This is a genomic window from Nostoc sp. UHCC 0252 (assembly GCF_034931145.1).
Taxonomy (GTDB): domain Bacteria; phylum Cyanobacteriota; class Cyanobacteriia; order Cyanobacteriales; family Nostocaceae; genus Nostoc.
Map to the genome: position 1 here is coordinate 1 of NZ_JAYGHE010000036.1, position 21,811 is coordinate 21,811.

Below are 21,811 nucleotides of genomic sequence, written 5' to 3' on the forward strand. Positions count from 1 at the left end.
TAGTACTAGAGAACATTGATTTTACCTAACTCTAGTGAGAATAATTCTATGAAACTTACAAAATTAGCTGCGTCTGCACTTGCTGTTGCTTCCATTGTCCTCTCCGCAGGAATTGCTTCTGCTCAAACAGCCGGTACAAACGCTAATTATATTGGTGCTGGTGTTGCAGTTGGTGCAACCAGTGGCGGACAAGGAAACGATGAAGCACAAATAGGCGGTAATATTCAAGGACGTTATGCCGTTCCCAATGCACCTGTTTCAGTGCGGGGTTCTGTACTGTATGGTGGTGATGCTGCTGCAATTATGCCCATCGTGACTTATGATGCGCCGATCGCCAGAAATACTAACGTTTACTTCGGTGGTGGCTATTCTTTTGTAACTGACGAAGGTCAAAAAACCCCATTGGGCAATCGGAATTCACCTGTAGTCACCCTTGGTATTGAATCAGAAGTTAGCAATAATGTCATTGCTTATGGCGATACTAAATGGGGCATTGATGCCTACAGAAATAGTGATGCTGATGCTGTCAGCTTCCAAGCTGGATTAGGCTATCGTTTCTAGTTATTACGAGCTAGGAAACAGCTTATTCACAAGCTAAACGAATGATGTTTACCAGCCGTAATAGAATTTATCCTGTCATATCTGAGTATGAATGCTCAGATATGACACATTTTTTTAATCATTTTTATTTATGATTTTGATAACAAATTATATTGGCTATTATCAATAGTTTTTCTTAAAGTTAAATGACCAATTTTAAATATGCATAAAAGATATTACTCATGGAAAAGATTAATTCCATTCCAGAAATACTGGGTGAAACAACTGATGTAGAATCATGGCTAATTCGGGCTGGGCTAAGATTTTCAGACTTAGGTAACGATGCCGCCAGTATGGAAATCCGTAAGCAATGGCGAGAATATCAAGCCGCAGTTCAAAGATGCTGTGCAGTTTTACACCAACCACCGTCACGTGTTCAATTAAGCGGCGACTATGCCAACCTGAGAATACCTAATGGTGGATCAAGCAATTGTGGAATTAGTTGTCGAGTCATCCCAAGTACTTAGACTAGTTTTGTTGACTAGTTTTCATAAATTCGTAACATGATTTATAAAACAGATCCCCGACTTCGTATAAGTTGTTGGGGATCTGTAGCTTTCAACGATCGCAAATGCAAATCAAAAAAGCTTACTAGGATGGCATTACCGAGGTTTTTAAGTTAATAACAACTTAGAAATCCCAAGTCATTTATTACCGTTGCCGTTACTAGCATTGCCATTGCCGTGAATGACACGTTCGGCGAGTTTTTCGGGTACTTCCTGCAAATGATCGTATTCCCAGTGGAAGGAACCAACGCCGAGGGTGAGCGATCGCAATTCTACAATAAAGTTTTGCATCTCTGCTTGTGGCAAGTATGCCGAGACATTATCCCAGCCTTGCCAATCATTTTTGCCCTCATAGCCTAAAATTTGCCCCCGTCTACCACTCAATAGTTGCAGCACTTTGGAGGTAAATTCGCTCGGTGTAGTCACTTCTACCCGCAGAATTGGTTCTAATAGGGTAGGTTCCGCTTGGGGTATCCCCGTTTGCATTGCTAATCGCGCAGCTTGTTTAAATGCTTGTTCGGAACTATCAACGTTGTGATAGGAACCATTAGTCAAAGTTACCGCCAAATCCACTATTGGGAAGCCCAAAGGCCCATGTGTGAGAAATTCCCGCACGCCCATTTCCACCCCAGGAATGTACTGTTTGGGAACCACGCCACCGACAATAGTTTCATTAAAGTTGAAACCTGTACCGCGTGGTAAAGGCTTGATTTCGAGAAAAACATCACCAAACTGCCCGTGACCACCGCTTTGGTGTTTGTAGCGCCCATGAACTGAAGCCACCGTTTTGCGGATGGTTTCTTTGTAAGGCACTTGTGGCAAGTGGGTTGTCATCGGCAAGTTATATTTGCGGCGTAGTCTGTCTAGGGCAACTAGTAAATGAATCTCGCCTTGACCCCAAAGAATAACTTCATGAGTGTCGCCGTGTTGTTCCCAAGCAAGTGAACAGTCTTCTTCTAATAACTTGGCGATGGCACTGCTGAGTTTTACTTCATCGTTGCGCTTTTCTGGTGTAATGGCGAGGGCATACACTGGTTCCAACTCTACAGCTTTGGGTAATTTTATTGCCGCCTGCTGTTCTGTGGAGATTGTATCGCCTGTCTTGATTCCTTCTAAACGGCTCAATGCAACAATTTCACCGGCACTCACTTGGTTAACTATCTGCTGTTGTTGTCCCATGAGGCGGTAAATTCCACCAGTGCGAATGCCATTGAGGACAATGCCATCAGTTAATTTGCCCCGCCAAACACGCACCAAAGAAAGTTTGCCACCTTGGGGAGTGTAGTAAGTTTTTAATACCTGCGCTAGAGGTGTATCACCTTTGATGTTTTTTAAACGACGTTCTGCTGTGGCTTCTGGTTCGGGGGCTTCCCGTAACAAGGCTTCTAATAGAGGTCTAACACCATAATCTTGTTCTGCTACACCAAAGAAAACGGGCACTACTAAATCTGCCCCTAATTCCATTTTTAAATCTTTGAGAATTTCCTCTTGAGGAGGTTCGATATCTTCTAAAAGTTCTTCGAGTAAATGATCGTCAAAATTTGCTAGGGCTTCAAGCATTTCTGCTCGTGCTTTATGTTCTTCTTCTTTTAAACTTTCAGGGAAGGGAATGGGGTCAGCCGGTGCGCCTGGATGATATTGATATGCCTGTTCGCTCACCATATCGATAAAGCCGGTGAGTTGTTCCCCGTTCATGATGGGATATTGATGCGCTACCAGGGGACGACTAGATACTGCTTTCAGGGCGTGCAACGTTTCCAAAACATGAATATTTGCCCGATCCATTTTGTTAACGAAGACGAGGTGGGGAATTTCCCAATCGTCGAGGAATTTAAATAGAGGGGCAAGGGTGAGGACGCGATCGCGGATGGGTTCGCAAACTACAATTGCCGCATCCACTCCCATTAAAGCATTGTACGTTTCTTGAGCAAATTCTACGCTTCCTGGACAGTCAATAAAAGTGAAGCAAATGCCGTTATACTCAGTGCTAGCGGCGCTGACTTCTACACTCATCTGGCGATCGCGCGACTCGGCAGCACTATCTCCCACTGTATTGCTGTCTTTAATGCTGCCTTTACGAGAAATTGCCCCTGTGACAAATAACAAGCTTTCTAGTAAAGTGGTTTTTCCACTTAAATAAGGCCCGACAATTGCAACATTCCGCGAACCCGATTTTACTTTTTCGTTCATAAAATCCTCCTTGCGGTAAGTCTTTTATAACCGCATGATTCCGTATATATCAAGGGTTGAAGAAGAGTCCAGAATTCAGAATCGGCTAAACGCCCCGCTATCGCTAACAGGATTCATAAATCTTGACAGTAGCTAGTCCGTGAGCGTCTTAAACCAATTTATCCATTCACCAGTCGTACAAAATTCATTCTGAATTCTGACTCCTGACTCCTGAATTCTATTTAAAAAAAATGGTTCTCTGGAGTCAAAATTACCCCTTGTTTAATTTGTTATTATCCTTCTTTTAATCGAAAGTTAAAAAAATTGTAGCCTGTCGTAAGATTTAGCTTAATAAAAGTTAAACATCTCAAGTTTAATAGCGAATCTAAAAGTTTTGTAAATAAGTTTTTATGAAGTAAATTTAACTGAAAGTGTTGCGAATCAGAAAATCAATGACATTATCATTTTCCAAATATCCCATAGCAGGGTTAGTAAGTTTGACTTTGTTGGTTGTGAGCATTCCCTTACCGTCTCTTTCGCTCTCTCCCTCTGTCCCCTCAAGGGTGGCACAATCTAGTGGTAAAACAGCTATAGATTGGTTGAATCAAGGCTTACAGGCAATTCAGGCGGGGAAAGTACAAGATGCGATCGCAGCCTTTAAACAAGCAACCCAGTTAGATGCAGCATTAGCACCAGCGCACTATAATTTAGGGCTAGCATTGCGACAAACAGGACAATTACAACCCTCTGCGGATGCATTTTATCGAGCAACGCAAGCCGATCCTAAATTTGCTCCAGCTTTTGCTAATTTAGGTGGGGCGCTGTTAGAAGGCAATAATTTACAGCTAGCCAATGATTACTTACAACGATCATTGGAACTTGATCCCAAACTCGGATTTGCCCACTATAACTTAGGTTTGGTACGACAGCAGCAACGAGATTGCGAAGGAGCGATCGCATCTTTTAAAAAAGCCATACAATATAGCAAAAATGCACCAGAACCTCCTTACCATATAGGGATGTGTTATCTCCAGCAAGGCAAACTCGATCAAGCCAGAGATTCCTTTAATCAGGCATTAAAAATTAATCCCAAATATCCAGAAGCTTTCTACAATCTCGGTTCGATTTTGTTTCAGCAAAACAAGTTGCAAGAAGCATTAGAGGCTTTTAGAAAATCAGCCGAAGCTAACTCTAACTATCCTAATGCTTATTATGGTGCAGGGTTAGTTTTTATGCAGTTACAGCAATATGGAGATGCAGTACAAGTATTGCAATTTGCTAGAGATTTATATAATGCTCAGAAAAATCCTCAGTGGGCAAAAAATGCCGAGCAATTGTTGCAACAAGCACAAAATTTAAATTACCAACCTCGCTGAGGCGAAAAAACTTAATATTGCATAACATAAAACTATTGGGTTGACTCGCTGGTGTTGTCTGAACTAGTCCCGATTGGAAAAATGTACATGCAAAAGCGCCAGAAAAGTCGATTTTTATTTAGCGATCGCTGGCTTGATCGGCACTCAATTGTTCGCAACATGGAAGCCTTTCAAGACTTAATTGTGATTGTCTTGTGTTTGGGTTTATTCGCCGTCATGCTAATCCAATTATGGGGGATAGCTATCGCCCTCGTGCAGCCACTAGATTATAAACACGTGACTGCAAAAATACTATTTGTGTTAATTTTAGTCGAGTTATTCCGACTATTAATGGTCTATTTGCAAGAACATAGTATCTCTGTAGGAGTGGCAGTTGAGGTAACAATTGTATCTCTACTGCGTGAGGTAGTAGTTCATGGAGCGCTAGAAATGTATTGGGTTAATACCCTTGCAATTTGTGGTTTGTTGTTTGTTCTGGGTGGACTACTCGTGGTTTGTGCTAAAACTCCACACATGGATTGTATGAGTGCTAACACTAAGTTTTGTCCGGTTGTGTATAGAGGAGGCAGGGAACGGCAAAATGATGAGTTTGAATTCCAATATTCACGCCAATCTGATGAGAAGAAATGAAGTATAAAGGTAGGGGCACAACAATGTTGTGCCCTTACTCACTTCACGCAATGCTTTAAAGTAATGAGTAAGGAGTAATGAGTAATGAGTGGATGAAAAATGGGTATTTACTCATTACTTATTACTTATTACTCCTTACTTATTACTCATTACTCCTTCTTAAGAGCGCCTTTAGATCGGTGAGGATGTCAAGCTCTAGTAATGGAAAAACGAGATTGAATCAGGCTGAGATAATTGGAAAGCGATGTCTACGACGGGCTACGCCTACGCACTGAATACTATAACCTATACCCGCAAGGTACTTCCGACGTATTGAAATATACTCTTTTTGGAAGATGAATCGCTCTTTAAGGGTGAGTATAAAGTTAATTAGAACTTCTAATAGAGAATCAAGCAATGGCTACAAATACAGGTAACGGACAGTCTCAAACAGCGATTAGCGATTTGGAATACGATTTTGTCACCGTGTTGCACAACAAAGCTGAAGCCGTTAAAGCTTACGACACCTACATCAAAGATGCAGAGCAAGTAGGTTCTCAACCTTGTGTAGAGTTGTTCCAAAAATTGCGTCAATCTGATATTGAACACGCACAAGAGATTCGCCAACATCTACAACAAGTGCTACAACACGGTAAGATGTAACCCAGGTTTTTAACCGCGTAGGCGTAATAAAAAAAGCAGATGTTAACAATCATCTGCTTTAATGAAAAATCCATTATTTTATTTACTTGGACACTAACTGATTAACTGGAGCAATCCCAGCCAAATCTAAAATTGGTGCGATCGCATCTTCCCGCTTCACTGCCATCAGATGGACACCTTGACATAATTGCCGCGCTATCTGCACTTGTTCGGCGGCGATTTTCATTCCTTCCTCAAAAGGGTCTTTGGCTTTTGCCAATCTATCAATAATATGTTGGGGAATATTTACACCCGGAACACATCTATTAATAAACTGGGCATTTTTTGCCGATTTCAACAGAAAAATTCCTGCCAAAATCGGTTTTTTATAGCCAGATGCAATGGTATCCATAAACTTTTCTAGGCGCTCAAAATCGGTAATTAACTGACTTTGAAAGAACTGCGCTCCGGCTTCGATTTTGCGTTCAAATCGACTTTGCAAACCCGACCAACTTTTACATTGCGGATCTACTGCTGCACCAACAAATAAATCCAATGCTCCATCAGTCAAGGGTTTCTCGTTACTATCAACACCTTGATTCATCTTCCGAATTAGTTGCAGCAGTCGCACCGCTTCTAAGTCAAACACTGCTTTAGCATCTGGATGATCGCCTGCTTTTACTGGGTCGCCAGTCAAAGCTAAAATATTACGAATACCTAAAGCATGAGCGCCCATTAAATCAGATTGTAAAGCAATGCGGTTGCGATCGCGGCAAGCAACTTGACAAATCGGCTCTATACCATTTTGTGACAAAATCACCGAGGCGATTAACGAAGACATCCGTAACACTGCGCGGCTACCATCAGTAACATTGACAGCATGAACCCTTCCCTTAAGAGTCGCCGCCATTTGAATCATGTGCGCTGGATTTCCCCCTTTCGGGGGTGCTACCTCCGCAGTAACTAGAAATTCACCTGCTTGTACAGCTCTACGGAAGGCTGTGGGGCTATGGGTGTAATGCATAAAATTAAGAATTTCAATTTCTTAAATGGTATAGCAAATCACACCTAAAAGTGAAAGCTTAGAGAGGAAGGGAATAGCCTAAAGCAGCTTTTACTTGTGATAAAGTTTGATTTGCGATCGCTCTAGCTTTTTCCCCTCCATCCCGCAATACAGACTCCAAATAGCCTTTGTCTGCCGTTACCGCCTGATATTTTTCTTGAATTGGTTTCAGGGACTCAATAACTGTATCCGTGAACAATGGCTTGAATTGTCCCCAGCCCATATCCTGACACTCAACTGCGACATCTTCCTTTTTCTTCCCAGACAGCAATGTATACAGCGTCAACAAATTATTACACTCTGGACGCGCTGGATCGTCGAAAGTCAACCCACGAATCGGATCGGTTTTGCAACGCTTAATCTTATATTGAATCTGATCTGGTGAATCAAGCAAACTGATTCGGCTTAACTCCGAAGGATCGGACTTTGACATTTTGCGTGTACCATCTGCTAAACTCATCACCCTTGCCCCTTCTTTACGAATCAAAGGGTCTGGTAACTTCAGCACGGGCTGATCTGGTTTACCAAATTGGTGGTTTAACCGAGCGGCAATATCTCGTGTCAATTCCAAGTGCTGCTTTTGGTCTTCACCCACAGGCACTTTATCCGCTTGGTAAAGCAAAATATCAGCCGCCATCAAAACAGGGTAATCCAATAAACCTGCACTCACATTTTCTCCCTGCTTTACAGCCTTTTCCTTGAACTGGATCATATCTTGCAGCCAGTTTAGAGGTGTAATGCAGTTGAGCAACCAAGTGAGTTCACTATGGGCCGAAACGTGAGATTGTACAAAAATGGTGGAGTGATTTAAATCAAGACCACAAGCTAGATACAGAGCAGCCAGAGTATAGGTATCAGCTGCCAACTGTTTTGGGTCATGTGGTACTGTAATCGCGTGCAAATCAGCCACAAATAGGTAATTTTCGTATTCGCTCTGACCTTCTACCCAGTTACGAATAGCTCCCAAGTAGTTACCGAGATGGTAATTGCCGGTTGGTTGAACTCCAGAAAGAACACGTTGCTTGCCCATAAATTCCAACTTAGTTATCTCAAATCCGCGCTATATAAAAGTGGCGATGTCTAGCGACAAGTCGCAACTTTTAGAGACGCTATGCGTAACTTGCTTCTCGCGTCTACGCAAAACTCATTTAATTTTGACATTTTCCAGGTCAACTCGCCGTTACCAAAATTTAAGTTTTTGTCAGATTCAGCAGCACTAGTCTGTGAATTTTAAGTTAATTTTTCTACCCTAGTGAGTCTACTGATGAAAGCTTTACTACTCTGCTCCCATAATGAAATGGCACTAAGTAGATTGGGTGTCGAGTACAGAGTGAAGAAAAAATAGAAGTAAGTGCAAACATCAATAGATATTGCTACTTAAGTATTTTTAATTATTTCTGTATAAATAGCATCGATAAACCAACTTGACTGCTAAAGCTTTTCTCACACTGCTCTTTGCCGCCCCTTGTGTTTGAAGATGCTTTTCATACTTTTATGAAGCGAATTGTGCCAAGATATCTCTGTGGTATTAAGGGCAACAGTGAGTGTTCTACTGTCCGCGAGCTTAACTGCGGCAAGGATGTGGTGCATTTCTATTTTGAAGTTTAAGGACGTTAGAAGACTATATGAAGCAGTACTCTCAACTCACGATTATTTCTTACATAGTAGGCCCTACTTTGATCGTGCTAAGTCATTTAGGATCGCTACTCATTATTGTTACTGGCTTATCGTGGGGTGCTGCCTTGTGGGCCGTGTTGTTATATGTAATACGAATGCTTGCAACTACTGGTATCTACCATAGGCTACTTACGCACAAGAGCTACCAGGCTCCGACTTCAGTTCTCTGCGTTGGAAGCATCGTAGCTGCTTCAGCTGGACAGATGGGGCCAAGTTGGTGGAAAGCTCACCACGTAGCTCATCATCAATACTCAGACCAAGAACAAGATCCTCACTCCCCTTATTTGCCTTTTAAGGGAATCAAAGGATTCTGGTGGTCTCAAGCTGGATGGTTATTCTCCTCACAGTTTTTTCCCTCGAAACTTCCCGCCGATGTTGAGAGTAATTTGGTTTTGAAGATTATTGATCGTTTGCACTTCATTCCTACCGTTGCTCTCGGTGCTATCTCATACTACATTGGTGGAATTGAATATCTCGGCGCTTTTTTCCTCAGCACGACTATCCTTTTCCACGGTGTCGCCACCGTCAATTCACTCAGCCACCTACTGGGTGAGCAACCCTTCACAACCAACGACCATAGTAGAAACTCTTGGCTTGTGGCATTTCTGACTCTGGGTGAAGGCTGGCATAATCTTCATCATGCATTCCAGTCGTCAGCCCGACATGGCATCACTGTGCGAGAGGGACAGATTGGTTATCTTCCAGACCCAACATTTTGGTTTATCAGAATGCTTGAGTTCTTGAAGCTAGCATCAAAGGTGAGAGTACCTTCTGAAAAAGAACTTCTTACCCGCGCCAGAAACCGACAATCTCAGAACTTAGTGGTCAAGGTTGAAGCAAAAACATTGGTATGAATTTTCTGATTAACAGATTGGTTGAACTATAGCGGTTCTTTACCTGGCGAGGTAAGTAGTCGACAAAATTAATTATACAATGTCATTGCGATCGCCCTTCGGTTTCCGCAGGCTATGGAGCGATCGCAATGACTGTAAATATTTTTGTCTTATTACTTATACCAATTTGAAAAAAAGAATACGACAGATGGGTAGGGGCACAACATTGTTGTGCCCTTATGAATAATTGATGTGTCACAAACATTATTTGAATTGGTATTACTCTAGCTTTATGCGGTTAAGAATGAACCATCAAAAATTGACCGTTCCCATTATATTCCCCGTCGCAACTAGCAAAATTTCGAATAAACCATATCAAATAAAACCTCCATATTCGGCGAAACTTGGCATAGTCCATGCCATAGTTCAATGTTTTTATTGTTGCCTGGTTGTCGTCAAAATTTTGTAACCAGTTAGCTAGTGTTTTAGAGTAATTAGAGCCATTGAGATACCATCTTTGAATTGTTTTGAGGTCTTCTTTATGGCTAGGAACTGCATCGTAATTCCAGTACCGACCGTGCGGAAAAATATATTTGTGGGTGTAAACGCTAGACATATTGTTAGGGATGCGGACTGTGATGATGTGAATAAAAACTTTGCCATCATCCTTCAGAAACGAAGCTAATTTTTTAAAGGCTCCCGTTAAGTTCCCAACATGACAAAAAACACCAATCGAGAGGATTTTATCAAACTTCGTCTCGAAATTTGCATTATTCAAATCACCTTCATATAGGGTAAACCGATCTGAACTGAGATAACTCTCAGGATCTTGCATTTTGCGGCGTATATATTCACATTGCTCGTGGCTCAAATTAAGACCCGTAAATTTGACATTGGGAAACTTAGAAAGAATGTAATTAGGAACACATCCCCACCCACACCCAAAATCTAAGATATTATCTCCATCCTTGATGTCTAGCTTTTCAATCACATCATCAATCATGTGCATCTGAGATTGCTCAAGGTTTAATGCTCCTTTTTCCCACAATCCCATGCTGTACTTAGGATAAATGAGTTTCCCGTCCCCCAACATAGTATTCAGCATGGCTTGAGGTAAGTCGTACTGAATTTTCATTAGTTCTCGCGATCCTTCAGCGAGATGATCAGTTTCTTTTAATACCCATTCATAAGGTGCTAAGAGGGATGGTAAATACTGAAAGAAAATTGGCATACAGGTATCGAAAAGCGATTCTAAAACAGAATCAGGAACTTCTAATCCGTTGATATAAGCTTCTGCCACTGCCATCTGAACTGTATTAACTACTTCAACGGCTCCACGAGTTGCTTGGTATGCTAATGGAGTTTTAATATTTATATCTCCCACAATAGGGATATGCTTTTCTATTTCTTGCAGCAGAGTATCAGCAGTCATAATCATACTCCTCAAAGCATTGCAATCAGGCTAGATGAGTATAATCATTAGATTTTTTTAGTTTTATAAGACTAAAATGCAAGAAGTTTTAACATACATTTATAAATGTTTTTGAAGATACAATACGAAATTTAGTCGAGATATAATTTGGTTGGCTAAATATTTCTTGATGTTTGCAGATACATCCTAGCTGAGTAGCTGAATTATCATACATCTTTTTGCCTTTTTGAAACTATTGCATCTGAGAACTTCTACCCAAGCAAATTACAACGAAATTTTTAAATTCGATTTACCCTTCTGCTAAACCTACCTGCCCTCCAATTAACCCTAGAAACCCAGTTCCAAAGTGCTGAATCTCCAAAAAGCTTGCTTGCTCAGGTGAGGTTTTATAAATCCGAAATGTCTTCATAATTCCCAAGGTGGCAGCGCTTTCTAGAGGCCCAACAAAGCTTATATCACGGTCGAGAAAATATGTTTGATTAGCCCATTGAGCCATCTGATTTGCATTCAAAAAGTAGCAGCCTGAATGAGGATTGAGGGCACGACGAAAGGTAATTGGTGCATTCAGGATTGTACCCTTTAATTCCTGTTGTTCTTGCACATTTTGAAAGGGGGCAGTTACTCGATAAGCCAAATCCCCATCAATGTAAGCTTTGTGAACCAAACCGTGGGCGGAGACTTCATAACGATTTGGCTGGAGTAAATTTAAATCACCTGCTTGTTGGGTAAACCAATTTAATTTTATAAAAAACCAAGGGTCATAGATAATTAGATCATCTTCAAGGAAGCAGTAGTAATCATATTGTCCGAGACATCTTTGCAGAACAGCTTGGCACTCAAACCCCAAAAGTAGAGGTTCTACATTAGTAGAATGATGCTGATATAACTGGGATGGTAAGGGAAGCTGATTTAGAAGATGATTATCTTTGGTTGTACAAATAACAATATCTAGTTCGTGCGATTGGGGTTGGTTAGCAGGGAAGGCTATTCGTTGAGCAATATTGATGATCTTTTGAGATTTGCCAAATAATTCGTGTAAGGTGGTAATGCTTTTAGTTAACGCCTGCAAGCGAGGTTGTGGGTCTTTGCGTTGGGAAGCATGACTACCTTGATTGCTAGGTTTAAAAAAATGGGCAATGGTAAAAAGAATTCGCATTTTAAATATTTGTCATTTGTCATTTATCATTCGTCATTTGTCATTATTTATTGACCAATAGCTAATATACTCCTTACAAAATTCGTTCTTTTCAGGGTTATATTTGCACCTTTGCTTGAGGCAAAAAATATTTATGCAAAAGGCTAGTGACCAATGACTAATGACATCTAATTTTTACCAAATCCTTTAGAAACCGAGGGCTTTTTGAAACTATTAGCATTTTTACCAGCGAACATCCATTGCAAATGCAGTGGTAACAGTTTGGCTAAATCATAATGTTTCAGAATTGTCTCTCGCGCATTCGCCCGAATTGCTTTCATCTCTTGAGGATTATTCAGCGCTTCTTCAACCCGATTAGCAATATCCTGGGGAGAAAAGAAATCTACTAGTAGTCCATTTACCCCATCTTTTATCACTTCCAATACTGGCGAAGTCTTAGAAGCTATTAACAAACATCCTGCTGCCATTACTTCTAACATTGACCAGGATAAAACAAAAGGACGAGTTAAATAAATATGAGCAGAAGAAGCTTGCAAAACCTGAAGGTACTCATTGTAAGGTAGCCTATCTGTAAAGTGCAGCCTTGATAAATCTAAAGATGATTCTAATTTTTCTAACATTAATTTTTTATAAGTCTGACCATCGGGGAGATTCTTTCCATAAGCCACCCTATCTTCTCCTACAACTACTACATGGCATTTAGGTCTTCGCTGTTGAATTAGCGCTACCGTTTCCATAAACTGCGGAAATCCTCTATAAGGTTCCATCCCTCGTCCCACATAAGTTACCAATTCTTCGACGTGGGAAAGATCAAGATTTATTCTTGGTAAAACTAATTTTGCATCTGGTTTGGGAACAAAATATTTGGTATCAACACCATCATGAAGGACAGTGATTTTGCTATGATATTCTTTAGGAAACTGCTGACGCTGCCAATTTGTGGGAGAAAGACCGCGATCGCAGCTATATAAATCAGTCAAAATCGGCGTATTTTTGACGCGGATACGGCATTCATCATCAGCATTTAGTGGTTCATTAGGATCAAAATCTGCATCAGAACCGTGAGCGTGATAAAACCACTCGAAATAACACAATAATTCTGCTTTCGGAAAAACATCTTTCATAAATAAAGTCGGTCCCCAACCAGAATGGCCATAGACTATATCTGGAACGAAACCTTCAGCTTTTAATTTTTCGGATACGCGATAGACAGCCTGCGCGGTAAGAACAGCATTTTCCAGGCTGCGAACGTAATGGTGGGTTTGGGGAGCAGCTTCACGAGAAGGAGTATAAATAGCTTTAAAAACGCCGGGTATTTCGCCTTCTCGACGATTTGTTCCAAAGACAACTTGGCAATTAGGATCTTTACCCAAAACTATTGCTAAGTTGCGAAATTGCGAGGGAAAATTGGGATGTAAAAATAAGATTTTCATTGGAATAATCTTGATTAATTTATTGCGAGATAAAATAAATTAAGACAATCTTTTTAAGATTATAAGATTATTTCTCAAGATTTTGAGCAAGTAAATTTAGGTAAATGGTTGTCAGTAAATGCGAGAATAATCGCAAATTCGTGTTATTACAATGAAATTTATTGGCATTGATTTAGGCTGGCGATCGCAACCAAGTGGACTATGCTCTTTAGAATGGATAGATGGACAACTGCAATTACTCGATCTAGATCGCAAAGAAGCCATTGCAGACATCCTCACCTGGATTGATCGCAGCGTCCAACCAGACGAACCAGCCATCATCGCCGTAGATGCACCTACCCTCATACCCAACGCCACCGGAAGCCGCCTCCCTGACAAACTCACCCACAAATACTTCGGTAAATATCATGCAGGCTGCTACCCAGCTAATCAAAACTTACCCTTCGCCGATCGCACCATCAACTTTGGCTTAGAATTAGAATCACGCGGTTTTGCCCACGCCCCCACCATAGAACCGCAAAAACTCAGCAGATATCAAATAGAAGTCTTCCCCCACCCAGCAATCGTTAACCTATTCAACTTAGAACGCATCCTCAAATACAAAAAAGGAAGACTCAGCGATCGCCGCCTAGAACTAATCAAACTCCAAAATTATCTTCTCGATATCCTCCCCTTTCTTTCTCCTCCTCTGCGCCCTCTGCGTCTTGGCGGTTCGTTCCTCCTAGAAATCCCCACCACAGGCGCAGCCCTCAAAGCAACCGAAGATAAACTAGATAGCTTAATTTGCGCTTATGTTGCAGCTTATTGGTGGTATTGGGGAGAACAACGTAATTTAGTATTAGGCGATCGCACCACTGGCTACATTGTCATCCCTCAGAGAATATTATCCTAAAATTGTAATATCTTAAGATTTAACTCAAAGAGGTTTTATGCAAAGAGTTAGTTCTAATTTGAGTTTAAAAGAGCTTTATGAAATTGATGAGCATCTCTGGTTAGAGGAAACAATCAAATTATTGAAAACTAACCATTTAGAAGAATTAGATTTAGAAAATTTAATTGAGGAGCTAGAAAATTTGGGTCGTAGAGACAAAGCCAAGGTTGCTAGTTTATTAGAACAAATTATTAGACATCTTTTGCTACTGCAATACTGGACAGAGGAACCTCAATATAATTCTGGACATTTGAAAGCAGAAATTAGAGGTTTTAGGAATCAATTAAAACGTAACTTGACAACGAATTTATATCAATACTTAGAAAATGAATTAGCATCAATTTATGAGGATGCTTTAGGATATGTAGTTGAGAAAACCGAAGGTAAACTCGATAATTTACCTCGATATTCTACCTATACCTTAGAACAGCTACTAGATATTAATTATCTACCTGAAAATGTGTAAAACAAAAAGCCATGCCTACGGCAGCAAGCTACGACGCAATTAAATTTCTTATTTTATCTGGTTTTTAGCCAGATAGTGTTCATCAAGAGCGCGTCTTAGCATCATTTTTATCACAGCTTCACGGCTAATATTGAGTTCGGTTGCCATTTTGTCGAGTTCGTTGAGCATCGGACTAGGAATTTCAAGGTTTGTTGTGACTATATCCTGTCGTCTTCGTGAGGTCATTTGACGAGGTGTTCCGACTCTGGTTGTCGTGGAGTCAAAATAACGATCAACCACTTCCTCTCCCTTCGCAATTTTTTCTTCAAGTTCTTTAATAGAAATATTGTTCATAGATTTCTCTCTCCCGTTTCGTACTTTTCCAATAAGTAATTAACCAAATATATTCCCCTTCGCCGTCATAACGAACTTCGTAAATGACCGACAAAAGGGTGTTTCCCAGAAATCCAATAGCAATAAATTGTTCTGGATCATCTCGTTTGATTCGTTCTACATAGTCGCCTGCCAAAATAGTAGCGGTTTCTTCTAAAGAATATCCCCTATTTTGCTTAAGAAGCTGACTTTTATGATTATCCCAGTCAAATCGCATTTCTCTTATAATTCCTCATCATTCTAGCAACAGTTATTTTTGAGATGTGACTGCATCGCACAATAAAAGGCGTTGCTCAATTTAATTCAGCAACGCCTATTCTTGAGTATTTATTAACTACTCAGCACTCTTATTCTGCCCAAGCAATCAACCTTGGTTCGTAAGGAGTAGCCAGATTTTGATTTTTCGGCAATACACGCAAAGACAAGCCTTGTAAACCAGAAGCCGTATAAGTAATATTACCCGTGTAAATACTTAATTCTTGTGAATCCTCACCTTGGTAATCCATCACCACTGTTACAGCGTTGACAATTTCACCATTGGCATCGATCGCACCTTGATATAACTCTACCTGCACATCATCATTCGTCAAAGTTGCTAAATCAACTTTGGCTTTGACAGCAACGGTTTGGTTAACCTCAATGTCTGAAGCTGCCGATACATCAACATCTTTGATTCTGATGTTGAACCACTGTTCGCCCAGTTTTTCTTTCCAAGCGGCTAGTTCTTTAGCTGGGGCATAGTTATTAACAGTCAGGGTATGATAGCGATCGCTAGCTGGGAAATAAGCCCGTTGTGCATATTCTCCCACCATCCGCGCTGTATTAAAGAAGGGACAATTCAACCGAATTGCATCCTTCATTTTGGCAACCCACGGACGAGGCAAGCCATCAGTATCTCGGTGATCGTAAAATAACGGTACAACATCCTTCTCTAACAATTCATAGAGAGCATTTGCTTCTACTTCATCTTGATAGTTAGGATCGTCGTAATTCTCCCCATGTCCAATCGCCCAACCTGTGCGGACGTAATCAGCTTCATCCCACCAACCATCTAGTACACTTAAATTTGGCAAGCCATTCATTGCCGCTTTCATACCGCTAGTACCAGAGGCTTCCCGTGGACGACGCGGTGTATTTAACCAGATATCGCAACCCGCAACCATCAACCGGGATATGTGAATATCGTAATTGGGGACAAAAACGACCTGCTTTTCTAAGTTCTGTTCGCGGATAAAGTGATTGATCTCGCGGATGAGTTCTTTACCTGGAATATCCTTCGGATGTGCTTTACCGGCAATCACAAATTGCACTTTCCGGTCTTTGTTAGCCAGCAGAAGCCGCTTAATGCGATCCAAATCACGCATCCAGAGGGTGGCGCGTTTGTAGGTTGCAAAGCGACGGGCAAAACCAATGGTAAAAGCGTAAGGATCTAAAACTTCTTGAGCTTGGATAATTTCGGAGGCGGAAGCGCCGCGATCGGTTAAATGCTTGACTAAATGCTCCCGCACATACAAAATCATATCCAAGCGACAGCGTTCGTGATTGCGCCACAGTTCTTCATCGGGTATAGCGTCCATCCGCTCCCACAATGGGCTATCTGGTGGTGCTGATGACCAATTTGGGCCGAGGTAGCGATCGTACAACTCTTGGGTAGATTTCGCCACACAACTGCGAGCATGGACACCATTAGTAATTGCTGCGATCGGTACTTCCTCTACTGGCACATTTTTCCACAAGCCTTGGAACATTTGCCGCGACACTACACCGTGCAGTTGTGCTACACCGTTAGAAAATGTTGCCATCTTCAGCGCCAGCACCGCCATACTGAAAGGCCCAGATAAATCGCCTGTATTCTCACGCCCCAATCCTAAAAATTGCTCTTTGGGCAACCCAAATATCTCTGCGTAGTACCCCAAGTAGTGCAGCATTTTGTCGGGAGAGAACAAGTCAATTCCCGCCGGTACTGGTGTGTGGGTAGTAAAGATGTTGCTCGAAGCCACCACCTGTTTAGCTTGGGGATAATTCAGCCCTTCTTCCTGAATCAGCAAGCGGATGCGTTCTAGGGCAGAGAAGGCGGCGTGTCCTTCATTCATGTGGTAGGCGGTGACTTTCAGCCCCAAAGCTTTGAGCATTTGCACACCACCGATCCCCAGCATGATTTCCTGGTGGATACGCATATCGATGTCGCCACCATACAACTGATCTGTGATGTCGTGGTCGTAAGTGTTGTTGGGTTCAATGTTGGTGTCCATCAAATACAGGGGAACCGTTCCTACCTGTACGCGCCAAACTCTGGCATAAACCTTGCGTCCTGGATAATCTACCGCAATCTGTAGTTCTGAACCATCGGCATTGCGCTCTAGATGCAAGGGCATATTATAGAAATCGTTGAGCAGATAGCGTTCTTGCTGCCAGCCATCTGCATTGAGGTATTGGGCAAAGTAGCCTTGCTGATACAGCAAACCTACACCCACAAGCGGTAGCCCCAAGTCACTAGCAGATTTGAGGTGATCCCCCGCCAGAACGCCCAAGCCGCCAGAATAGACGGGTAAACAATCGACAAGCCCAAATTCCGCCGAAAAATAGGCGTAGCATTCTTTTGGTTTATCTTCCCGTTGTTTTTGATACCAAGTGCGCTCTTGCAAATATTCGTCTAACTGACGGTCAGCCCGATCCATTTGCGCTAGAAAGCCTTCATCTTCGACAACTTCCAAGAGCCGCGCTTGAGAGATAGTACCGAGCATCAACACTGGGTTGTGATGGCTAGACTCCCACAAGTCAGAGTCTAAGCGACGAAATAAATCTTTGCTCTCAACGTTCCAATCCCAGTGCAAGTTATATGCTAGCCGCCGCAATGGTTCGAGTCGCGGCGGTAGTGAAGGGGATACGTTAAATGTGCGAATTGGCTGCATAGGTTGGCAAAACTCCAAGTTTAGTTATGGTTATTGTTTACTGTCTTTACCAATGTTGCCAATTCTTTATACTGTAGTTTGTAAAGAAGCGATGACTTTGTTAAGCATTGAGAATTCTTTTTAACATCTTTGCTAAAGTTTACACCAAGGTGTTTCTAATTCTATGCCTTACTCTCAGCCATGTACTTGGTATATTAAGATTTAATCATTGAGTGGCATATATCACTTAAAAAAATTTAGTTTTGAATAAATAATTTATATTTATTTTAGTATTGATTCCGGGGATCGCTTCTATGGTCTTGGCTAAGAGTGAAAATTGTTCATAGCTGTTGCCAGGAAGATTAAATTTTTAATTATTTTTTAATAAAATTGTACTGAGAAAGAAGCAGTGATGATTATTCGGTTAAGGTTCATTCAACAAGATGCGACACCGATAGCGTACCCCTACGGGAAAGCAAGCTACGTGTAGCGTCTCTTTGAGAGCGTCACAGCCCGTCCTAGACATCGCTTAAAATATAGATTGTGTAAAAATAATACCAAGTAGTTAACTAGGAAAAGGAATGCCTGCGGCGGGCTATGCTTACGCTAACTACTTGGTATAAATTTTTGGTATTAAATCAGGAAAATAACTTCTTAGCGTTAGCGTGTTATTTTACGCGCCTAGTGAAGGTTGATCTTTAGTATTTTTTGTCATCGACAAAGCTACAGCAGCTGCATAAGCAATCTCCGCAGCCATTTGATAAGCAAGTTTGATACTCGATGAAGCGTCCTTGGCTTTAGGAGAGACGGAAGCTTTTTTTCGGCGCGACTCTTGTTTGACATCACCCGCTACAACGGCTCGCTGTAAAATGATCCAGGCATCTAGGTCTTCTGAGTCATAATTACTTTGAAGTTGCGATCGCAGTTGTTCTTCGGCTACAACACTCAGATAGCCGGTAGTTAGAGCTTCTTGAACAATTTCTTTAATTAAAGCCATAATTTTAACCAAGTGTGTGAGTTAAAACCGATACCTCAATGCGGGCATTTGAATCTGGTTTTGTGAACTTTTCCTAGAAACTAAGCTAAGTTTTAGTTTTCCTTCAATAAAATTTATAATGAATAGCACCAACCATGCATCACCCGCTTGGCTCACCCGAATGGGTGATTTATAAACTTTTAGATATTTTTAGATATAAGTAATAGGAAAATTTTGAGCTTTTGAACGAAGAGGGTTTCATAAGTATAGTAGATATCATTGTGAGTTTAACACTCAATCATAAAATCATAGAAAAAATGTAAAGTTACACACTTAATGGCGATTTATTTAAATGTAAAATGGCTACCCGCAGGCTATTATTTTTACGTGAATCAAGCACAAATCTATATATAGTTTGTACGGGGTTATAAAATTATTTAAAAGTAGCGATCACAACATAAAAAAGTTAGCGAATTTACAATATTTTCATCAATAAACAACTTGGCAATCAATTGATTTATCGCAAGTGTCCCATAAAAAATAAAATGTGTTATTGTTAAAAGCAACTGTTATAAAAAATGATTCATGTAATTACAAGCATGAATTTGCTAGTCTGTAAATCATTCGTGTGCAACATGATTGGAGCAGCATACTCTAGAAATTCGTTGCAAGAAAGCCGTCATAGCAGTCGGGGAAGCGCTTACTTGTTTGCACCGATGGTTAACTTCAATGTGATGGCTGATGTCGGAGATAATCCACCTTAATTGAGTTTTATTGGGGCAAGATACCCAGAAAAGTCCAATAATAATTACATTGTTGTACTAGGCAGAAATTTTATCTAAATTTTTGAATATAGTCTAGTCAAATGTATTTTCTGTTGCAAAATAGCTTGTATAACCGAGTTGTTTTAAAAGGCTAAAATTGCCTAAGAGGAAGTAGCCTCGATGTCTAACAACTCTATCCCTACTTACGTAACAAGCTTTGCAAATCTCCTGAATAACCAAAAATTTATCCATTAGACTATTAAATTGTCTGATATTTGACCCTGCAATGCACTAAGGTCGTTTGATTAATTGATTTGCTGAAAAGAAGCAAAGTTTTTACGTACCTTGACTGGTGCAAAACCTTCTAACGACTCAATGCACTTTTGCATATCAATTGAGAAATTTTATACACCTTAGTTCAGGAGTTGCTCAGGTAGTCAAAGCTAGAATATAAGTTTTCCAAAGTTGGAAAACCATCTAAAAGTATGGATAAATTTTGGTAATAATGCCGATCCATAAAATGTATTAATAAATACATTTTTTTGGTACTAGCAGAATATTAGGATACAAGCAAAACAACTTTCAACACTGCTAACAACAATTAATCGAAGAGATATGTAGCCATGCATAACGAGCAATATTTTTCAAAATTGCAGCGCGTGCAAGAACTTTTTTTGACTACTGTGTTAGGGGATATTCCGACACTTATTCTGGGGCCAAAATTACGTAATTTAGGATACAGGAGGATTTTTGCCCAAATAGGTAGCCCAGTTTATATCCAAAATGGCGTTGAATTTAACGGTGCTTCTTGTATTGAGATTGGTAGCGGAGTATATATTTTTAAGGGTGTGCGGTTGGATGCTAGAGGAAACAAAAATAATAGAATTCATCTAGGAAATAGAGTAGCTATTGAGCGTAACGTTGATATAGGGTGTTTGGAAAATACGCATATACATATTGATGAAGACACCTTCATTGCTCCCAATGTGTGTATTGCAGGGCCAGGAGACATTAAAATTGGTAAACACTGCATGATTGCCGCCCACTCAGGCATATATGCCAATAATCATAATTTTGCCGATCCGATGGAACCGATTAAATACCAAGGTGTTACTCGCAAGGGAATTGTGATTGAAGATGATTGTTGGCTAGGGCATGGAGTAACGGTATTAGACGGCGTTACCATCGGCAAAGGCAGTGTTATTGGTGCAGGAACAGTTGTAAATAAAGATATTCCTCCTTTCTCCATTGCTGTCGGTATACCTGCACGAGTCATCAAAAACCGAATTGACCAAGACCTAGCAAAAGTTCAAACTGAGAAATAGAGTATGGGGCATTGGCATTGGGCATGGAGCATAGGGTATAGTAGCTATCTCCTGTAACCTTTTTGAAGAAACTTTTGCCGTCAGTCAACGTCACGAACTGGAGTAACCAACCTCTGAGTTATTTCTTAAGGGCATCTAAAAGTCAGACAACTGACATTTTTCACCATTCTGAATAACCATAGGTTAGATACTGCTAGTCCCTAATCTTAAAGTGTCCAGTTCCAAGTCCCCAGAGTCCTCTAAAAAAGAGACGAGATTTGGGTAATATAAAGTAGCTATCTTTTCTGCACGGCAGATCCTCAAAGAAAAGCTTTCTTTGTTTTACCCCTTGGAGATATTTCTATGCTGACTTTAAAAATCGCTGTTTATATTGTTGTTGCCTTCTTCGTAACTATCTTCATCTTCGGATTTTTATCGAACGATCCCGCTCGTAACCCCGGCCGTCGGGACTTAGAGTAAAAGGGCGATAAATTATCCGCGACTTTGGAAGGCGGAAAATACTAAACGCCACGGAAACTTACTAAGGGAAAGTTAGTAAGTTTCTTCCTCCAGGTAGCTTGCTGTAGGTAGCAGAAGGCAACAGTCGGAAG

The 21,811-nt window shown here is 40.9% G+C and carries 21 protein-coding genes; 11 read left to right on the plus strand and 10 right to left on the minus strand.

The genetic code is table 11. The annotated features are described in order from the left end of the window. Positions 1–48: 48 nt before the first annotated feature. Positions 49–561 carry an outer membrane beta-barrel protein gene (locus VB732_RS19745; RefSeq protein WP_323232601.1) on the plus strand — a complete coding sequence of 171 codons (513 nt, stop codon included), beginning with the start codon at positions 49–51 and terminating at the stop codon, positions 559–561. Positions 562–782: 221 nt separating this feature from the next. Next, positions 783–1,067 carry a hypothetical protein gene (locus tag VB732_RS19750; RefSeq protein WP_323232602.1) on the plus strand — a complete coding sequence of 95 codons (285 nt, stop codon included), beginning with the start codon at positions 783–785 and terminating at the stop codon, positions 1,065–1,067. 177 nt (positions 1,068–1,244) lie between these two features. Here VB732_RS19750 and VB732_RS19755 read toward each other — a convergent pair whose 3' ends face one another. Then, the gene (locus VB732_RS19755) at positions 1,245–3,296 is read right to left on the minus strand and encodes an elongation factor G (protein WP_323232603.1); all 2,052 of its coding nucleotides are present in this window, start codon (positions 3,294–3,296) and stop codon (positions 1,245–1,247) included. Positions 3,297–3,727: 431 nt separating this feature from the next. Here VB732_RS19755 and VB732_RS19760 point away from each other — a divergent pair, with 431 nt between their 5' ends. From VB732_RS19760 to VB732_RS19770, 3 genes are all read left to right on the plus strand, one after another. Beyond that, positions 3,728–4,651: a tetratricopeptide repeat protein gene (locus VB732_RS19760; RefSeq protein ID WP_323232604.1), complete on the plus strand. Its 924-nt coding sequence runs from the start codon at positions 3,728–3,730 to the stop codon at positions 4,649–4,651. An 81-nt stretch (positions 4,652–4,732) separates the two neighbouring features. After that, positions 4,733–5,281: a phosphate-starvation-inducible PsiE family protein gene (locus VB732_RS19765; RefSeq protein ID WP_323232605.1), complete on the plus strand. Its 549-nt coding sequence runs from the start codon at positions 4,733–4,735 to the stop codon at positions 5,279–5,281. 396 nt (positions 5,282–5,677) lie between these two features. Next, positions 5,678–5,923 carry a hypothetical protein gene (locus VB732_RS19770; protein ID WP_190960961.1) on the plus strand — a complete coding sequence of 82 codons (246 nt, stop codon included), beginning with the start codon at positions 5,678–5,680 and terminating at the stop codon, positions 5,921–5,923. A gap of 82 nt (positions 5,924–6,005) precedes the next feature. Here VB732_RS19770 and VB732_RS19775 read toward each other — a convergent pair whose 3' ends face one another. After that, complete coding sequence (locus VB732_RS19775) at positions 6,006–6,926, minus strand: methylenetetrahydrofolate reductase (protein WP_323232606.1); 921 nt, start codon at positions 6,924–6,926, stop codon at positions 6,006–6,008. 58 nt (positions 6,927–6,984) lie between these two features. Then, complete coding sequence (gene trpS / locus VB732_RS19780) at positions 6,985–7,995, minus strand: tryptophan--tRNA ligase (protein ID WP_323232607.1); 1,011 nt, start codon at positions 7,993–7,995, stop codon at positions 6,985–6,987. Between the two features lie 595 nt (positions 7,996–8,590). Here trpS and VB732_RS19785 point away from each other — a divergent pair. Next, positions 8,591–9,496 carry an acyl-CoA desaturase gene (locus VB732_RS19785; protein ID WP_323232608.1) on the plus strand — a complete coding sequence of 302 codons (906 nt, stop codon included), beginning with the start codon at positions 8,591–8,593 and terminating at the stop codon, positions 9,494–9,496. A gap of 277 nt (positions 9,497–9,773) precedes the next feature. Here the strand turns inward: VB732_RS19785 and VB732_RS19790 are convergent, their stop codons facing one another. The 3 genes from VB732_RS19790 to VB732_RS19800 form a co-directional block, all read right to left on the minus strand. Beyond that, positions 9,774–10,907, minus strand: a complete 1,134-nt coding sequence (locus VB732_RS19790; RefSeq protein WP_323232609.1) for an SAM-dependent methyltransferase — start codon at positions 10,905–10,907, stop codon at positions 9,774–9,776. A 289-nt stretch (positions 10,908–11,196) separates the two neighbouring features. Next, positions 11,197–12,063: a calcium-binding protein gene (locus tag VB732_RS19795; protein ID WP_323232610.1), complete on the minus strand. Its 867-nt coding sequence runs from the start codon at positions 12,061–12,063 to the stop codon at positions 11,197–11,199. Positions 12,064–12,230: 167 nt separating this feature from the next. Further along, positions 12,231–13,496 carry a glycosyltransferase family 4 protein gene (locus VB732_RS19800; protein WP_323232611.1) on the minus strand — a complete coding sequence of 422 codons (1,266 nt, stop codon included), beginning with the start codon at positions 13,494–13,496 and terminating at the stop codon, positions 12,231–12,233. Positions 13,497–13,647: 151 nt separating this feature from the next. Between VB732_RS19800 and VB732_RS19805 the strand changes: the two genes are divergently transcribed. Beyond that, positions 13,648–14,388 carry a DUF429 domain-containing protein gene (locus VB732_RS19805; protein ID WP_323232612.1) on the plus strand — a complete coding sequence of 247 codons (741 nt, stop codon included), beginning with the start codon at positions 13,648–13,650 and terminating at the stop codon, positions 14,386–14,388. A 37-nt stretch (positions 14,389–14,425) separates the two neighbouring features. Continuing rightward, a complete protein-coding gene (locus tag VB732_RS19810; RefSeq protein WP_323232613.1) occupies positions 14,426–14,893 on the plus strand; it encodes a DUF29 domain-containing protein in 468 nt (155 codons plus the stop codon). Between the two features lie 48 nt (positions 14,894–14,941). Here VB732_RS19810 and VB732_RS19815 read toward each other — a convergent pair whose 3' ends face one another. The 4 genes from VB732_RS19815 to VB732_RS19830 form a co-directional block, all read right to left on the minus strand. Further along, complete coding sequence (locus VB732_RS19815; protein WP_323232614.1) at positions 14,942–15,226, minus strand: ribbon-helix-helix protein, CopG family; 285 nt, start codon at positions 15,224–15,226, stop codon at positions 14,942–14,944. After that, positions 15,207–15,482: a hypothetical protein gene (locus VB732_RS19820; protein ID WP_323232615.1), complete on the minus strand. Its 276-nt coding sequence runs from the start codon at positions 15,480–15,482 to the stop codon at positions 15,207–15,209. The genes VB732_RS19815 and VB732_RS19820 overlap by 20 nt, the downstream gene beginning before the upstream one ends. A 130-nt stretch (positions 15,483–15,612) precedes the next feature. Continuing rightward, complete coding sequence (gene glgP / locus VB732_RS19825) at positions 15,613–18,177, minus strand: alpha-glucan family phosphorylase (protein WP_323232616.1); 2,565 nt, start codon at positions 18,175–18,177, stop codon at positions 15,613–15,615. 652 nt (positions 18,178–18,829) lie between these two features. Beyond that, positions 18,830–19,153 carry a hypothetical protein gene (locus VB732_RS19830; protein ID WP_323232617.1) on the minus strand — a complete coding sequence of 108 codons (324 nt, stop codon included), beginning with the start codon at positions 19,151–19,153 and terminating at the stop codon, positions 18,830–18,832. A gap of 557 nt (positions 19,154–19,710) precedes the next feature. Here VB732_RS19830 and VB732_RS19835 point away from each other — a divergent pair. The 3 genes from VB732_RS19835 to VB732_RS19845 all read left to right on the plus strand — a co-directional run bounded on the left by VB732_RS19835 (position 19,711) and on the right by VB732_RS19845 (position 21,680). Next, positions 19,711–19,896 carry a hypothetical protein gene (locus VB732_RS19835; RefSeq protein WP_323232669.1) on the plus strand — a complete coding sequence of 62 codons (186 nt, stop codon included), beginning with the start codon at positions 19,711–19,713 and terminating at the stop codon, positions 19,894–19,896. Positions 19,897–20,519: 623 nt separating this feature from the next. Next, positions 20,520–21,221 carry an acyltransferase gene (locus VB732_RS19840; protein ID WP_323232618.1) on the plus strand — a complete coding sequence of 234 codons (702 nt, stop codon included), beginning with the start codon at positions 20,520–20,522 and terminating at the stop codon, positions 21,219–21,221. A gap of 342 nt (positions 21,222–21,563) precedes the next feature. Then, entirely contained in the window at positions 21,564–21,680 is a 117-nt protein-coding gene (locus tag VB732_RS19845; protein ID WP_041566417.1) for a photosystem II reaction center protein I, read from the plus strand. The last annotated feature ends 131 nt before the right edge of the window (positions 21,681–21,811 follow it).

Coding starts and splice junctions, on each gene's coding strand:
- VB732_RS19765 (WP_323232605.1), top strand. CDS start 4,733: ATGTACATGCAAAAGCGCCAGAAAAGTCGATTTTTATTTAGCGATCGC.
- VB732_RS19800 (WP_323232611.1), bottom strand. CDS start 13,496: ATGAAAATCTTATTTTTACATCCCAATTTTCCCTCGCAATTTCGCAAC.
- trpS (WP_323232607.1), bottom strand. CDS start 7,995: ATGGGCAAGCAACGTGTTCTTTCTGGAGTTCAACCAACCGGCAATTAC.
- VB732_RS19830 (WP_323232617.1), bottom strand. CDS start 19,153: ATGGCTTTAATTAAAGAAATTGTTCAAGAAGCTCTAACTACCGGCTAT.
- VB732_RS19795 (WP_323232610.1), bottom strand. CDS start 12,063: ATGCGAATTCTTTTTACCATTGCCCATTTTTTTAAACCTAGCAATCAA.
- VB732_RS19790 (WP_323232609.1), bottom strand. CDS start 10,907: ATGACTGCTGATACTCTGCTGCAAGAAATAGAAAAGCATATCCCTATT.
- VB732_RS19810 (WP_323232613.1), top strand. CDS start 14,426: ATGCAAAGAGTTAGTTCTAATTTGAGTTTAAAAGAGCTTTATGAAATT.
- glgP (WP_323232616.1), bottom strand. CDS start 18,177: ATGCAGCCAATTCGCACATTTAACGTATCCCCTTCACTACCGCCGCGA.
- VB732_RS19770 (WP_190960961.1), top strand. CDS start 5,678: ATGGCTACAAATACAGGTAACGGACAGTCTCAAACAGCGATTAGCGAT.
- VB732_RS19760 (WP_323232604.1), top strand. CDS start 3,728: ATGACATTATCATTTTCCAAATATCCCATAGCAGGGTTAGTAAGTTTG.
- VB732_RS19745 (WP_323232601.1), top strand. CDS start 49: ATGAAACTTACAAAATTAGCTGCGTCTGCACTTGCTGTTGCTTCCATT.
- VB732_RS19785 (WP_323232608.1), top strand. CDS start 8,591: ATGAAGCAGTACTCTCAACTCACGATTATTTCTTACATAGTAGGCCCT.
- VB732_RS19815 (WP_323232614.1), bottom strand. CDS start 15,226: ATGAACAATATTTCTATTAAAGAACTTGAAGAAAAAATTGCGAAGGGA.
- VB732_RS19755 (WP_323232603.1), bottom strand. CDS start 3,296: ATGAACGAAAAAGTAAAATCGGGTTCGCGGAATGTTGCAATTGTCGGG.
- VB732_RS19835 (WP_323232669.1), top strand. CDS start 19,711: ATGATTCATGTAATTACAAGCATGAATTTGCTAGTCTGTAAATCATTC.
- VB732_RS19845 (WP_041566417.1), top strand. CDS start 21,564: ATGCTGACTTTAAAAATCGCTGTTTATATTGTTGTTGCCTTCTTCGTA.
- VB732_RS19775 (WP_323232606.1), bottom strand. CDS start 6,926: ATGCATTACACCCATAGCCCCACAGCCTTCCGTAGAGCTGTACAAGCA.
- VB732_RS19820 (WP_323232615.1), bottom strand. CDS start 15,482: ATGCGATTTGACTGGGATAATCATAAAAGTCAGCTTCTTAAGCAAAAT.
- VB732_RS19840 (WP_323232618.1), top strand. CDS start 20,520: ATGCATAACGAGCAATATTTTTCAAAATTGCAGCGCGTGCAAGAACTT.
- VB732_RS19750 (WP_323232602.1), top strand. CDS start 783: ATGGAAAAGATTAATTCCATTCCAGAAATACTGGGTGAAACAACTGAT.
- VB732_RS19805 (WP_323232612.1), top strand. CDS start 13,648: ATGAAATTTATTGGCATTGATTTAGGCTGGCGATCGCAACCAAGTGGA.